General features: G+C 62.6%; 12 protein-coding genes. 10 read left to right on the top strand and 2 right to left on the bottom strand.

From position 1 onward, the window contains the following. Positions 1-91 precede the first annotated feature (91 nt). From LB558_RS12710 to LB558_RS12685, 6 genes are all read left to right on the top strand, one after another. Positions 92-1,351, top strand: a complete 1,260-nt coding sequence (locus LB558_RS12710; protein ID WP_224697864.1) for an efflux RND transporter periplasmic adaptor subunit — start codon at positions 92-94, stop codon at positions 1,349-1,351. Further along, complete coding sequence (locus LB558_RS12705; protein WP_224697863.1) at positions 1,348-4,509, top strand: efflux RND transporter permease subunit; 3,162 nt, start codon at positions 1,348-1,350, stop codon at positions 4,507-4,509. The genes LB558_RS12710 and LB558_RS12705 overlap by 4 nt, the downstream gene beginning before the upstream one ends. A 76-nt stretch (positions 4,510-4,585) precedes the next feature. Next, positions 4,586-5,191 (top strand): nitrile hydratase subunit alpha, encoded by a 606-nt coding sequence (gene nthA, locus LB558_RS12700; protein WP_224697862.1) that lies wholly within the window; start codon positions 4,586-4,588, stop codon positions 5,189-5,191. Next, entirely contained in the window at positions 5,188-5,847 is a 660-nt protein-coding gene (gene nthB / locus LB558_RS12695; protein ID WP_224697861.1) for a nitrile hydratase subunit beta, read from the top strand. Before nthA ends, nthB begins: the two co-directional genes overlap by 4 nt. A gap of 7 nt (positions 5,848-5,854) precedes the next feature. Continuing rightward, the gene (locus tag LB558_RS12690) at positions 5,855-6,193 is read left to right on the top strand and encodes a nitrile hydratase accessory protein (RefSeq protein ID WP_412033466.1); all 339 of its coding nucleotides are present in this window, start codon (positions 5,855-5,857) and stop codon (positions 6,191-6,193) included. Between the two features lie 145 nt (positions 6,194-6,338). Next, a complete protein-coding gene (locus LB558_RS12685; protein ID WP_127260782.1) occupies positions 6,339-7,466 on the top strand; it encodes an ATP-dependent DNA helicase in 1,128 nt (375 codons plus the stop codon). Here the strand turns inward: LB558_RS12685 and LB558_RS12680 are convergent. After that, the gene (locus tag LB558_RS12680) at positions 7,459-7,881 is read right to left on the bottom strand and encodes an STAS/SEC14 domain-containing protein (protein WP_224697859.1); all 423 of its coding nucleotides are present in this window, start codon (positions 7,879-7,881) and stop codon (positions 7,459-7,461) included. The genes LB558_RS12685 and LB558_RS12680 overlap by 8 nt on opposite strands. A gap of 133 nt (positions 7,882-8,014) precedes the next feature. Here LB558_RS12680 and LB558_RS12675 point away from each other — a divergent pair, with 133 nt between their 5' ends. From LB558_RS12675 to LB558_RS12665, 3 genes are all read left to right on the top strand, one after another. Continuing rightward, on the top strand, positions 8,015-8,755 hold the full coding sequence (locus tag LB558_RS12675) for a pyridoxine 5'-phosphate synthase (RefSeq protein ID WP_224698034.1): 741 nt from the start codon (positions 8,015-8,017) through the stop codon (positions 8,753-8,755). A 99-nt stretch (positions 8,756-8,854) separates the two neighbouring features. Continuing rightward, positions 8,855-10,765 carry a potassium transporter Kup gene (locus LB558_RS12670; RefSeq protein ID WP_224697858.1) on the top strand — a complete coding sequence of 637 codons (1,911 nt, stop codon included), beginning with the start codon at positions 8,855-8,857 and terminating at the stop codon, positions 10,763-10,765. A 181-nt stretch (positions 10,766-10,946) separates the two neighbouring features. Beyond that, positions 10,947-12,866, top strand: a complete 1,920-nt coding sequence (locus LB558_RS12665) for a potassium transporter Kup (protein WP_224697857.1) — start codon at positions 10,947-10,949, stop codon at positions 12,864-12,866. Positions 12,867-12,928: 62 nt separating this feature from the next. On the opposite strand, the gene LB558_RS12660 is transcribed toward LB558_RS12665, so the two are convergent. Further along, on the bottom strand, positions 12,929-13,822 hold the full coding sequence (locus tag LB558_RS12660; RefSeq protein ID WP_224697856.1) for an SDR family oxidoreductase: 894 nt from the start codon (positions 13,820-13,822) through the stop codon (positions 12,929-12,931). Between the two features lie 135 nt (positions 13,823-13,957). On the opposite strand from LB558_RS12660, the gene LB558_RS12655 reads away from it, so the two are divergent. Then, on the top strand, positions 13,958-14,368 hold the full coding sequence (locus tag LB558_RS12655) for a winged helix-turn-helix transcriptional regulator (RefSeq protein ID WP_013531060.1): 411 nt from the start codon (positions 13,958-13,960) through the stop codon (positions 14,366-14,368). Positions 14,369-14,396: the final 28 nt, after the last annotated feature.

Raw genomic sequence — 14,396 nt, 5'->3', positions numbered from 1 at the left:
TCTATTCGGCGAAATCGCGGCAACGGGCCGTGATTTGCGCTAGAATAGATCCATCGGACCACGACGTGTCGGGTGGAGAGGGCCTTTGACCATGCGTGGAAAAGTCGTTCTTTCGTTGCTGGCCGTCGCCTGCCTGGGTGCGGCCGGGTGGCTCTATCTTTCGCCTGATGCGCTGGGCAAGGTTCAACAACTCGTTGGCGCAAAGCAGGTGGCTGTATCGGACAAACCGACAGCGGCTTCCGCCAAAAAAGACTCCAGCGCGGCGCGCTCGGCCTCCATCCTTTCGGCCGTCGCCTCGACAGCCGATTTCCCGATCCGGCGCTACGCCATCGGCTTCGTTTCCTCTCCCGCCGTCGTAAACATCAACGCGCGGGTGTCCAGCCAGATCGTGTCCATCGACGTCAAGGACGGGCAGATGGTCAGGGTCGGCGACGTTTTGTTTTCGCTCGATGACCGGGCGCTGAAGGCGCAGCTTGCCAAGGATCAGGCAGCGCTCGCCAAGGATCAGGCGATGCTCGCCAGCTCGCAGTCCGATCTCCAGCGCGCCAAGGATCTGGTCGCCAAGCAGGCCGGCACGCAGCAGACCTACGACCAGGCCGTCGCTGCGCAGAAAGCTGCCGCGGCGACTGTCGATGCCGACAAGGCGACAATCGACGCCGACAATGTCCAGCTTGGCTTCGCCACGATCACGGCGCCGATTTCCGGCAGGCTGGGTGCTGTCAGCGTCGCCGTCGGCGATCTCGTCACCGTCAGCAATGGCAACAGCAGTACGGCGACCCCGCTGGTGACCATCACCCAGATGGACCCGCTGCAGGTCAACTTCAACCTTCCCGAGAGCAACCTTGCGCTGCTGCACAAGGCGCTTGCCAATCCGCAGCAGGGCGCGGTGACGCTGACCAAGGATGGCGACCCGACGCCGATCGGCAAGGGTACGCTCGATTTCGTGGACTCCAGCGTCGACACCGCGTCGGGCACCATCGCGACGCGGGCAAGCATTCCCAACGCAGATCTTTCGCTATGGCCCGGCCAGTATGTGAATGTCGTGCTCGACGCCGGCATCATGCCGCAGATGACATCGGTTCCTACCGTCGCGGTGCAGCCAAGCCAGAAGGGGCCGTTCGTCTATGTGGTCAAGCCGGACAACACGGTCGAGATGCGGCCGGTGCAGGTGGCGCTGACCGAAGGCGACAACAGCGCCATCAGCCAGGGGCTGAAAAGCGGTGAGAAGGTTGTCACTGAAGGCCAGACACGACTGAAGGACGGCGCTGCGGTGCATGAAGGCAAGGCCACGGCGAGTGCCGCCGCGCCCAAGGTGGCCGAGGCGACCAACGCTGGCGAGGCTGCCCAATGATTTCCGAATTCTGTATTCGCAGGCCGGTCGCCACCCTTCTGATGTCGTTCGCCCTCGTGCTGGGCGGGTTGTTCGCCTACAAGTTCCTGCCGGTGGCGGCACTGCCGAGCGCTGAATTTCCTGTGGTCAACGTCTCGGCCTCGCTGCCTGGCGCCTCGCCGGAAACCATGGCCACATCTGTGGCGACGCCACTGATCAAGCAGTTCGCCACCATCGCCGGCATCGATTCCATTTCGACCACCAACTCGCTTGGCCAAACCTCGATCGCCATCCAGTTCGTGCTCAACCGGGACATCGACGCGGCAGCCGCCGACGTTCAGGCGGCGATCGCGCGCACGCAGAAATCATTGCCGCCGCAGATGACGTCGCCACCAAGCTATCGCAAGGTCAATCCGGCCGACGCGCCGATCCTTTTGATGTCACTGGTCAGCGACACGGTTCCGCTGACCGATCTCGATGCTTTCGCGGAAAACGTCATCTCGCCGTCGCTGTCGACCATCGACGGCGTGGCGCAGGTCTCGATCTTCGGCCAACAGAAATACGCGGTGCGCATCCAGATCGACCCGACTGCGCTTGCGGCGCGCGGCATCTCGATCGATCAGTTGCAGGCCGCGGTTGCCTCGGCCAACAGCAACACGCCGCTCGGCGTGCTGCAGAACGACAAGCAGCAGCTCACCATCACCGCCAACACGCAGCTGACCGACGCCGCCGGTTTCTCCAACATCATCATCGCCACCAAAAACGGTCACCCGGTACGGCTGGGCGAGGTGACCCGCGTCGTCGATTCGGTGCAGACCACGACGACGGCTAGCTGGTACGATGGCACCCGCGCGATCATCATGGCCGTGCAGCGCCAGCCCGACGCCAACACTGTCGACGTCGTCGACAAGGTCAAGGCGATGCTGCCGTCCTTCAAGGACCAGATGCCGGCCGCCGCCGACATCAAGCTGCTTAACGATCGGTCCAGTTCGATCCGCCAGGCCGTCAGCGACGTGCAGTTCACGCTGCTGCTCACCATTGCCCTGGTGATCATGGTGATCTTCGTGTTCCTGCGCCGGGTGACGGCGACCATCATTCCGGCCGTGGCGGTGCCGATCTCGCTGATCGCCACGCTCGGTGCGATGTTCCTGTTCGGCTTTTCCATCGACAACATCTCGCTGATGGGCCTGACGCTCGCCGTGGGCCTCGTCGTCGACGATGCCATCGTGATGCTGGAAAACATTTTCCGCCATATGGAGGAGGATGGGCTGTCGGCCTTCGATGCATCGCTGAAGGGCGCGCGCGAAATCGGCTTCACCATCATCTCGATCTCGATCTCGCTGGTCGCGGTGTTCATCCCGGTGCTTTTGATGGGCGGCGTGATCGGACGCATCTTCAACGAGTTCGCCGTCGTGGTGACGGTCGCCATCCTGGCGTCGATGTTCGTGTCGCTGACGCTGACGCCGATGCTGTGCTCACGGCTGCTGTCGGTGACCAAGGCCGACCGCGACAAGCATGGCCCCGGCCACAAGCAGGACCTCGTCACACGCGGCTACGACAGGGTCTTGAGCTTCTGCCTACGGCATACCTTCCTGGTGTTCCTCGTCTTCGTCGGCACCGCGGCAGCGTCGGCGTGGCTGATCCAGACTTCGCCGAAGGGTTTCTTCCCGCAGGAGGACATCGGCCAGATATCGGTGACCACCATCGCACGTCAGGACATCTCTTTCGACGCCATGTCCAGGCTGCAAGGACAGGTCGCCAGCGTCTTCTCGCATTCGCCCTATGTCGACCATGTGGCGTGGTCGGCGGGCAGCGGCAACAATGCGCTCAACCAGGGGCAGCTTTTCGTCCAGCTCAAGGGCAAGGACCAGCGCCCCGATATCGAGAAGGTGCTTTCGGATCTGCGCAAGCAACTGGCCGGCGTGGCGGGTATCGAGACCTACATGCAGCCGGTGCAGAACCTGAGGCTCGGGTCGCGGTCGTCGGCCAGCGCCTACCAGCTCGTGGTTCAGGGGCTTGATACCGGCCTGACCGATATCTGGGCGCAGAAACTGAACGACGCGATGGCGGCCGACCATGCGAACTTCACCGACGTCACCAGCGATCTTCAGAACAATGCGCTGCAGGCGACGCTGGTGGTGGATCGCGACAAGGCCGCCCAGCTCGGTATCGACACCGACACGTTGCGCTCCGCCCTTTATGGCGGGTTCGGTACCGACCAGGTTTCGACAATCTTCGGTTCGGCCGACAGCTACGAAGTCATCACCGAGCTCGATCCCAAGATCGAGTGGTCGCCCGAGCGGATGCTGGCCATCCAGATGAGGACGGCGAGCGGCAGTCTTGTTCCGCTCGGCGCCTTCGCCCGGGTCGATCGCACGGCCGGCGCCCTGACTGTCAACCAGCTCGGCCAGCTTCCAGCCGTGACCATCTCCTACAATCTGCCGCAGGGCGTGGCGCTGGGCGACAGCGTGACGCGCATCAATGCGCTGAAGGAGCAGATCGGCATGCCGACGGTGATCTCGACCAGCTTCGCCGGCACGGCCAAGACCTTCCAGGATTCTCTTGCCAACCAGGGTTTTCTGGTCGGCGGCGCGATCCTGACTATCTATATCGTGCTCGGCATTCTCTACGAGAGCTTCATCCACCCGCTGACCATCCTCACTGGCCTGCCGTCGGCCGTGCTCGGAGCGGTCGTTGCGCTGCGCTTCGCCGGCATGGATCTGTCGGTCATCGCGGTGATCGGCATCCTGATGCTGATCGGCATCGTCAAGAAGAATGGTATCATGATGGTCGACGTCGCGCTTGAACTGCGACGAGAAGGCATGTCCGCGACCGAGTCGATCCACAAGGCCTGCCTGATGCGGTTCAGGCCGATCATGATGACGACGCTGGCGGCACTGATGGGCACATTCCCGATTGCGCTCGGCACCGGCGCCAGCGCCGAACTGCGCCAGCCGCTGGGCGTTGCCGTTGTCGGCGGCCTGCTGGCTTCACAGGCACTGACGCTGTTCGTGACGCCGGTGATCTATGTCTACATGGAGAATTTCTCGGGCTGGCTGGTCGGGCTTTGGTCGAAGCGCAAGGGCGAGCCGGGCCCGGCCGATGATGTTGACCAGCCCTCACTGTTCAAGGCCAGGGAAGACATGCTGCCCGAACCGCAACGGGCGGCGGCCGAATAGAGGCAACCGACGCCATATGCCGTTGGCCCAAGCCGTGGTGCTTGCGGCGCCATGATCGGAAACGTATTTTGCAGTCATGTCCCATGATCATGACCACGACAACGAACTCGATCCGTTTGCCGCCCGCGTGCGCGCGCTGGAAACCATTCTCACCCAGAAGGGGCTGATCGATCCGAGCGCGATCGACGTCATCGTCGATACCTATGAGACGAAGATCGGCCCGCGCAACGGTGCCAGGGTAGTGGCCAAGGCCTGGAGCGATCCTGCCTTTGCCGACTGGCTGAAGCGCGACGCGACGGCGGCGATCGCATCGCTTGGCTATACCGGCCGCCAGGGCGAGCACATGCAGGCGGTGTTCAACACGCAGGACACCCATAATCTCGTCGTCTGTACGCTGTGCTCCTGCTATCCTTGGTCGGTGCTCGGCCTGCCGCCTGTCTGGTATAAGGCGCCGCCCTATCGTTCGCGCGCGGTGATCGATCCGCGCGGCGTGCTGGAGGAGTTCGGGCTGACGCTGCCGGCGGACAGGAAAATTCGCGTCTGGGATTCCACTGCCGAGCTGCGCTATCTCGTCGTGCCGATGCGGCCCGAAAATACCGAGGGCTGGGGCGAGGAGCGGCTGGCGGAGCTGGTCAGCCGCGATGCGATGATCGGGACCGGCCTGGCGAGGCAGCCGGCATGAACGGGCCGCACGATCTCGGCGGACAGATGGGGTTCGGCCCCGTCGCGCCCGAAAAGGACGAGCCGTATTTCCATGCCGCGTGGGAAAGGCGGGCGCTCGGTGTGACACTCACCGCTGGCGCCATGGGGGCGTGGAATATCGACGAGAGCCGGCATGCACGCGAATCACTGCATCCGGCTGTCTACTATTCATCGAGCTACTACCAGATATGGATCAAGGCACTGGAGGAGCTGTTGAAGCGCCATGGCTTCGTCAGCGAGCGCGATCTCGAAGCAGGCAAGGCAGCCGATCCAGCAGCGACCCCCAAGAGGGTGCTGAAGGCGGAGAACGTGCCCGCAGTGCTGGCCAAGGGCAGCCCTTGCGACCGGCCGGTGGCGCAAGCGGCGCGGTTCAAGGCCGGCGATCCCGTGCGGACCAAGAACCTCAACCCGACCGGCCACACGCGGCTGCCGCGCTACGCACGCGGCAAGCTGGGTAGAATCGAGGCCGTGCGCGATGGGTTCGTGTTCCCCGACTCGAACGCGCATGGCCACGGCGAAAACCCCCAATGGGTCTACACGGTGGTTTTCGAAGGGCCGGAAATCTGGGGCGAGGGGGCCGACCCGACGCTGACCGTGTCGATCGATGCCTGGGAGAGCTATCTTGAGCCGGCGTGACTCGGACATGGCCGATTTGCCGCCGGGCGTCGATGCCGCTGTTTTCGCCGAACCATGGCAGGCCGAAGCCTTCGCCATGACGGTGGCGCTGCACGACAAGGGCCTGTTTTCGTGGAGCGAATGGGCGCAGGCGCTGTCGGCGCAGGTGAAAAAACCGGGTGCCGCGGCTGACGGCCATGACTATTACGAGCATTGGCTGGCGGCACTGGAAAGCCTGCTTGTTTCAAAAGGGCTGGCAGCCAGAGCCGATGTCGACGCGATGGCTGAAGCCTGGGAGCGCGCCGCACACGCCACCCCGCACGGCAAGCCGATCTTGCTGGAGAACGATCCCCGGCAGATCCGATAAAGGTGTGGGGTGGGTTTGTCTGTTCCCTTTACGTTCTTGTCCGTGCCTGATAGCCTGACCCGTCGGCGGCGCTGAAGCGTCCCGACGCATCGATGGTGGTGGCAGCTGTCTTGTCTTTCCCTTGCGAATCCGGTCTCTCGCGCTGATGGAATTCTCTCCCCAACAGGACGAGGCGTTGCAAGCCGTCGCCCGCTGGCTGAAGACCGGCCAGCCGCAGCTTTTTCGGCTGTTCGGCTATGCCGGCACCGGCAAGACGACGCTGGCGCGCTATTTCGCCGAACATGTCGACGGCCAGGTGCAGTTCGCCGCCTTCACCGGCAAGGCGGCGCAAGTTCTGCGTTCCAAGGGCGCGGTCAATGCGCGGACCATCCATTCGCTGATCTATCGGCCGAAGGGCGAGGAATCGGTATCGGACGAGGTCACCGGCAAGACCTCGATGTCGCCGACCTTTTCGCTCAACCGTCAAAGCCCTATATCGCGGGCCAAGCTGGTCGTCATCGACGAATGTTCGATGGTCGACGAGCAGCTCGGCCGCGACCTGATGAGTTTCGGCACGCCGATCCTGGTGCTCGGCGACCCAGGCCAGTTGCCGCCAATCTCGGGTGGCGGCTTCTTCACCGACCACGAGCCGGATTTTCTGCTCACCGAAATCCACCGGCAGGCGCGCGACAACCCGATCCTGCGGCTGGCGCTCGATGTGCGCGAGGGCCGTGAATTCATGCGTGGCGACTATGGCACGGCGCAGGTGATCGGCAAGGAAGACGTTACCCAGGAGCTGGTGCTCAAGGCGGACCAGGTGCTGGTCGGCACCAACCGCACGCGGCGCCGCTACAATCAGCGGCTGCGCGAGCTCAAGGGCTTCAACGCCGATTATCCGCAGGCCGGCGACAAGCTGGTCTGCCTGCGCAACGATCCGGCAAAGGGCCTGCTCAACGGCTCGCTTTGGAAGGTGATGACTTCGTCGCGCGAGACGGTGAAGCCCGGCATCAACCTTCTGGTGTCGCCGGAAGAGGACGATCCGGATCGCGGTGTCGCCAAGATCAAGCTGCTCAAGGCGGCCTTCGAGGATCCGGACGCCGATATCCCCTGGCAGCAAAAGAAGCGCTTCGACGATTTCGACTATGGCTACGCGCTGACCGTGCACAAGGCGCAGGGCTCGCAGTGGAACGAGATCGTGCTGTTCGATGAAAGCTGGGCCTTCAAGGAAACCCGCCAGCGATGGCTCTACACTGCCATCACGCGGGCGGCCGAGCGGCTGACGATCGTCAGGTAGGGGCGCCGGATGCTGTTGCCCCGATAGGCTGTGCGGCAAGCCACTGCCAGGCGGCAGCCTCGTCCTCCGCCTTGAAATGCCTGATTTCGATGGGCGGTGAGGACGGCAGAAAGCGATGTGCGTCCGCTATCCAGTCCGGTTCGCCGATGGTTGCGCAACGGCCGACATGTTCCAATGCATGGATGGCGCCCTGCTTCAGGGTCTCGTCCGCGATGTCGGCCCAGTCGACGCCATCGTGGTCGACGAGGCGCACCAGCACATCGACGCGCGGATGGAGGGCATAGGCTGCCTCCAGCAGCCCGAAAAGATTTTCACCGTCGGCCGCGGAAACGTGCCCGACAACATCGATGGCGAAAAGGTCGTCGCGGCTGGTCTCGAGACGGCGGATTGCCGGCACCTCATCGAGAAAATTCATCGGCGCTTCCTTTCCCGGCTCGTTCATCAGGGTTGGAACACCCGAAACCCCCAGTCTGTTCCACCAAAGGCATTACTGTTCCCCTCAAAGGCATTATAGGTGGGCGCGTCGAATGAACTCCGAGGCCGCCCGCATGCCTGCAAAGCTCTCCGTCAACCTCAATGCCATCGCCATGCTGCGCAATCGGCGCGACCTGCCTTGGCCCAGCGTCACCGGCCTCGGCCGCATTGCGCTGTCAGCCGGGGCGCATGGGCTGACGGTGCATCCACGCCCCGACGAGCGGCACACAAGACACTCCGATCTGCCTGAGATCCGGTCGCTGATCGACGACGAGTTTCCGCGCGCGGAATTCAACATCGAGGGCTATCCGACCGAGGATTTCCTGTTGCTTGTGGAAAAGCATCAGCCTGAACAAGTGACCTTGGTGCCGGACGATCCCGCCCAGGCGACATCGGACCATGGCTGGAACTTCGCCACCCAGGCCGCGTTCCTCACACCGATCGTCAAGCGTCTGAAAAAGGGGGGCTTTCGCGTGTCGCTGTTTTCCGATCCCGACCCCGATTGGGTGGCGGCCGCCCGCGATGTCGGCGCCGACCGCATCGAGCTCTATACGGGTCCATATGGCAGCTATCACACAGATTCCGCCAAAGCGGCCAAGGAGCTGGAAAGACTGGGAAAAACCGCCGACGCGGCGCTTGCCGCCGGGCTCCAGGTCAATGCCGGGCACGATCTGGTGGTCAGCAATCTGCCGGCACTTGCCAAGCGCATTCCGGCATTGGCCGAAGTGTCGATCGGACATGGGTTGACAGCCGACGCGTTGGAGTATGGCATGGCCGGCACGGTGGGTCGGTTCCTCAAAGCCTGCGGGTGGTAGGGGTTGAGCTTGGCACAGCAAAGCATGGCAGCCATCGTGTGCAATTGATATCGTGTCGCAGCATGCTAAGTGCACCGCACGCCTACCGGAGAGTGGTTCATGGCACTTGCCAGTAGCCATAGCGACGCCGAAACCGTCGTGTCGGGCCATCCCGAGGTCGAGCAGCATAGCACCAAGATTCTGATGCTTGGTGCGTTGGGTGTGGTGTATGGCGATATCGGCACCAGCCCGATCTACGCCTTCCGCGAGGCGCTTCATGCTTCTCCGGGCACGGATACACGCGGTGATGTCTTGGGTGTTCTGTCGCTGATCGTCTGGGCGCTGACCATCATCGTTACCATCAAATATGTCGCCTTCGTGCTGCGCGCTGACAACAAGGGCGAGGGTGGTACACTGTCCTTGATGGCGCTTGCACGCAGCGCCTATCCAAAGGGCGCGCGACTCATTCTCGGGATCGGGCTCTGCGGCGCGGCGCTGTTTTTCGGTGATGCGATCATTACGCCGGCCATCTCCGTGCTATCGGCGGTCGAAGGCCTGGAGGTGGTGACCCCGACATTGGATGCCTATGTCGTGCCCATCACCTTGGTTATTCTGGCCATCCTGTTCTCGGTGCAACGGTTCGGCACCGGTAAGGTTGCGGCAGTGTTCGGTCCGGTGACTGCGTTGTGGTTCCTGGCCATTGGCGTCGCCGGAGTCTATCACCTGATGGACGACCCGTCGGTACTGCTGGCGATCAATCCATATTATGCGGTAGCCTATCTGGTCGGCACACCGACTGCAGCGTTCGTCACGGTCGGAGCGGTGTTCCTCGCGGTGACCGGGGCGGAGGCGCTCTATGTCGATCTGGGCCATTTCGGACGCAAGCCGATCGTGCTCGCGTGGCTGGCGATCGTGTTTCCCTGCCTGCTGCTGAACTATTTTGGGCAAGGCGCCTTCGTCCTCGCAAATGGTGGCAGGCCCACCAATCCGTTCTTCCAGATGCTGCCGGACTGGGCGCTGATGCCGATGGTCGGTCTGGCCACCGCCGCGACCGTCATCGCCAGCCAGGCGGTAATTTCTGGCGCTTTTTCGCTGACTCGCCAAGCGGTTCAACTGAATCTTCTGCCGCGCATCGAGGTGCAGCACACGTCCGAAGTGCAACTCGGGCAAATCTACATGCCGCGCGTCAACTTGCTCATCGCGTTGGGGGTGATGCTGCTGGTCGTCGGCTTCGGCAGTTCGAGTTTGCTCGCCTCCGCCTATGGTATCTCGGTGACCGGCGAAATGCTGATGACGACAATCTTGCTGTTCGTGGTGATGCGCAAGCTATGGAAATGGAAGCTGGCTCTGGCCCTGGCACTGGCACTGCTGTTCGGCATTATCGATAGCGGCTTCTTCCTGGCAAACGTCGTGAAGATCTTCGAAGGCGGCTGGGTATCGATTACCGTTGCCTGCGTCATGGGTTTGGTCATGTCGACGTGGATACGCGGCAGCCGCTATTTGTTCGACAAGACCCGCCGCAACGAGATCCCGCTCGATTTTCTCGCAGGCAATCTGTTGAAGAAAAAGCCGCAACTGGTGTCCGGCACCGCCGTGTTCCTGACCAGCGATCCGCTCAGCGCACCAACCGCGCTGATGCACAGCCTGAAGCACTACAAGGTGCTGCATGAGCAGAACGTCATCCTTTCGGTGGTGACCGCACCGCAGCCGGTGGTGCCCGACAGCGAACGGGTCAAGATGGAGACGGTCAACGAGCTGTTCATGCGGGTGACGCTGACCTTCGGCTACATGGAGCAGCCCAATATCCCGCGCGCGCTGGCGATCTGCCGCAAGCAGGGCTGGAAGTTCGACATCATGACGACCTCGTTCTTCCTGTCGCGGCGTTCGCTCAAGGCCTCGCCCAATTCCGGCATGCCGGTGTGGCAGGACCGGTTGTTCATCGGCCTGGCGCGCACGGCGGCCGACGCGACGGAGTACTTTCAGATCCCGACCGGGCGCGTGGTGGAGATCGGCACGCAGGTGGCGATCTGATCGACGAGCGTGCGGTCCGTCGGTGGGGCTTTTCGGTAGCGTGGTTCGAACCTGCGAATGCCCATCAGTCGAAGGATTTCCGGCGAGCCTCGCGTGGCAGACATGGCTGCCATTACGCGACGGCACTTGATATTGCATTGCAGCAAGCGTAGAGCACCGCGCGCTTATCGGAGTGTCGTCCATGGCCCTTACCAATACTGGTAGTGAGGCAGAACCCGTCGAACAATCGAGCCATTCGGAAGTCGAACAGCACAGCACCAAGGTTCTGATGCTGGGCGCGCTCGGTGTCGTCTATGGGGATATCGGCACCAGCCCGATCTACGCCTTTCGCGAGGCGCTGGTGGCGTCGTCGGGCGGAGAAGTCGCCCAGCGCGGCGATATTCTGGGCGTTTTGTCGTTGATCATCTGGTCGCTGACCATCATCGTCACCATCAAATACATCATGTTCGTGTTGCGGGCGAACAACCGCGGCGAGGGCGGAGTGCTGTCGCTGATGGCGCTGGCGCGCGGCAGTTTCCCCAAGCGCTCGGCGCTGATGCTCGGCATCGGCATCGTCGGGGCATCGCTTTTCTTCGGTGATGCCGTCATCACGCCGGCGATATCGGTGCTGTCGGCGGTTGAGGGCATGAATGTAGTCACGCCGACCTTCCAGCCCTATGTCGTGCCGCTGACACTGGTTATTCTTGCCATGGTGTTCGCGGTGCAGCGCTTTGGCACGGGCGGGGTAGGATTGGTGTTCGGCCCGGTGACGGCGGTGTGGTTCCTGGCCATTGGCCTTTCCGGGCTCAACCACATCATCGCCGATCCGGAAATCCTTTGGGCGGTGAGCCCGCACTACATCGTCGCCTTCCTGATCAATTCGCCCGACGTCGCTTTCGTGACCATCGGCGCCATCTTCCTCGCCGTGACCGGTGCGGAAGCGCTCTATGCCGATCTCGGCCATTTCGGCCGCAAGCCGATCGTGCTGGCCTGGCTGTGGGTCGTGTTTCCGTGCCTGCTGCTCAACTATGCCGGGCAGGGCGCTTTCGTGTTGGCCAAGAACGGCGTCGTCGGCCATCCTTTCTTCGAGATGAACGAAGGCTGGACGCTGATCCCGATGGTCGTGCTGGCCACCGCCGCCACCGTCATCGCCAGCCAGGCGGTGATCTCGGGCGCCTTCTCGCTGACCAGGCAGGCGGTGCAGCTCAACATGCTGCCGCGCCTGGAAATCCTGCACACGTCGGAGAAGCAGTCCGGCCAGATCTACATGCCGCGCGTCAATCTCCTGCTGGCGCTGGTGGTGATGATGCTGGTCGTCGGCTTCGGTGAGTCCAGCAAACTGGCGTCGGCCTACGGCATCTCGGTGACCGGCAACATGCTGGTGACCACCGTGCTGTTGTTCGTAGTGATGACGCGGATCTGGAAATGGAAGCTGTGGCTGGCAGTCTCGCTGACGGCGCTGTTCGGCTTCATCGACGTCGGCTTCTTTGCCTCCAACATCGTCAAGGTGTTCGAGGGCGGCTGGGCATCGCTGGCCGTTGCCTTCACCATCGTGCTGGCCATGTGGACCTGGGTGCGCGGCAGCCGCTATCTGTTCGACAAGACCCGCCGCAACGAGATCCCGCTCGATTTTCTCGCAGGCAATCTGTTGAAGAAGAAGCCGCAACTGGTGTCAGGCACCGCCGTGTTCCTGACCAGTGATCCCTTGAGCGCTCCAACCGCGCTGATGCACAGCCTGAAGCACTACAAGGTGCTGCACGAGCAGAACGTCATCCTTTCGGTGGTGACCGCGCCGCAGCCGGTGGTGCCCGACAGCGACCGGGTCAAGATGGAGACGGTCAACGAGCTGTTCATGCGGGTAACGTTGACCTTCGGCTACATGGAGCAGCCCAACATCCCGCGCGCGCTGGCGATCTGCCGCAAGCAGGGCTGGAAATTCGACATCATGACGACCTCGTTCTTCCTGTCGCGGCGTTCGCTCAAGGCCTCGCCCAATTCCGGCATGCCGGTGTGGCAGGACCGGCTGTTCATCGGCCTGGCGCGCACGGCCGCCGATGCAACGGAGTACTTTCAGATCCCGACCGGTCGCGTGGTGGAGATCGGCACGCAGGTGGCGATCTAGGCATGTTTCTTGCGGATCGGCGAATGGACCATGCCTCACGGCACAGTCCATGTCACTCCGCTTCAGCCGGCCAGGGCGACCTTGTTCGCCTCGAGGAACTGCTTCAACGTCTTTGGCGTCCTGCCGGAAAGCGTCTCGATCGCGTCGGTCACCATGGCGATGCGGCCGGCGCGCGTGTTGGCGTCGAAGGATACGACCACCTCAGCGAAATCCTCGGGAACGCCTGATGCCTTCACGCCTTCGGTCAAGGCTTCATCCGAAACCTGGACGACATCGAGCGGCTTGCCGGTGACCTCGCTTACCAGGGCGGCAATCTCGGCCGTGGTGTAGGCCTGCGGGCCGGTCAAGGTGTAGGTCTTGCTTTCGTTCGAAACGGCAGCGAGGCCGGCGGCGATCGCTGCTGCCATGTCGTCGCGCGCACCAGGCGCAACGCGGCCGTCGCCGGCGGACGTATACCAGTGTCCCGAGGCGATGGCGTGTGGCAGCCCCAGGAACAGGTTCTCCTGGTACCAGCCGTTGCGGAAGATCGTGTAGGGAATGCCGCTCGCCTTAATGGCCTGCTCGGTGCTGTAGTGGTCGTCGGCAAACAGGACCGGCGACACCGGCTCCGGATTGGGCATCGAGGTGTAAAGCAGATGCGAAATGCCGGCGTTTTTGGCTGCGGCAACGGCGTTTTCGTGCTGCTTCAGGCGCCTGCCGCTTTTGAGATCGAGATCCCCGGTCGAAATGATCAGCACCTTGTCGGCGCCCTCGAATGCGGTTTCCAGCGAAGCCGCGTCGTTGAAGTCGGCGGCCCTGACAACGACGCCGCGCACCGCCAGATCGGCCACGCTTTCTGGATTGCGTGTGGTGGCGATGATGTTTGCCGGTGGAACTTTGTGCGTGTCCAAGAGATAGTTGATGACGCCGCGGCCGAGCTGGCCCGAGGCGCCTGTAACGAGAAGGGTTTCGGTCATGGAAGATCCTGACGTTGCGCCGCTAGGGCGGTTCGAGCGATGGTCTCAAAAAGAGACCAGCACTAAAATAGGAATTGACCTGGTGCCGTAAAGAAGGCAGTTTTTCGGGAGGTAGGCACACGCAGGGAACCAGCCATGGACGGCAAGGTCATCAATCTGAAATCGAAGTTGGAGGTCTACAAGGCCATCTCCGGCGGCGGCAATATTGCCAATTGTCCGGTTCGCGAGGTCATCCAGGGGGTGAGCGGCAAATGGAGATCGCTGCTGATGATGGCGCTGGCTGAAAAACCCTATCGCTTCGGCGAGTTGCGGCGCCTTGTGCCCGACATTTCGCAGCGCATGCTGACCCAGACGCTGTACGATCTTCAGCGCGATGGCTATGTGCATCGTGAGGTGTTCCCGACCAAACCACCGAGCGTCGAATACAGCCTGACCGATCTCGGGCGCTCTATGTTCGGCGCCTTTCATCAATTGATCCTGTGGGCCGAACTCAACCATGATGCGGTGCGCGCAGCGCGCGCCGATTTTGATGCGTCCCAGGCTTGAACGCCCGCTAGGCCCAGGCTTGAACGAC

The organism is Mesorhizobium sp. CO1-1-8 (genome assembly GCF_020164875.1).
GTDB lineage: Bacteria > Pseudomonadota > Alphaproteobacteria > Rhizobiales > Rhizobiaceae > Mesorhizobium.
This window is presented reverse-complemented; position numbering and strand designations above follow the sequence as displayed.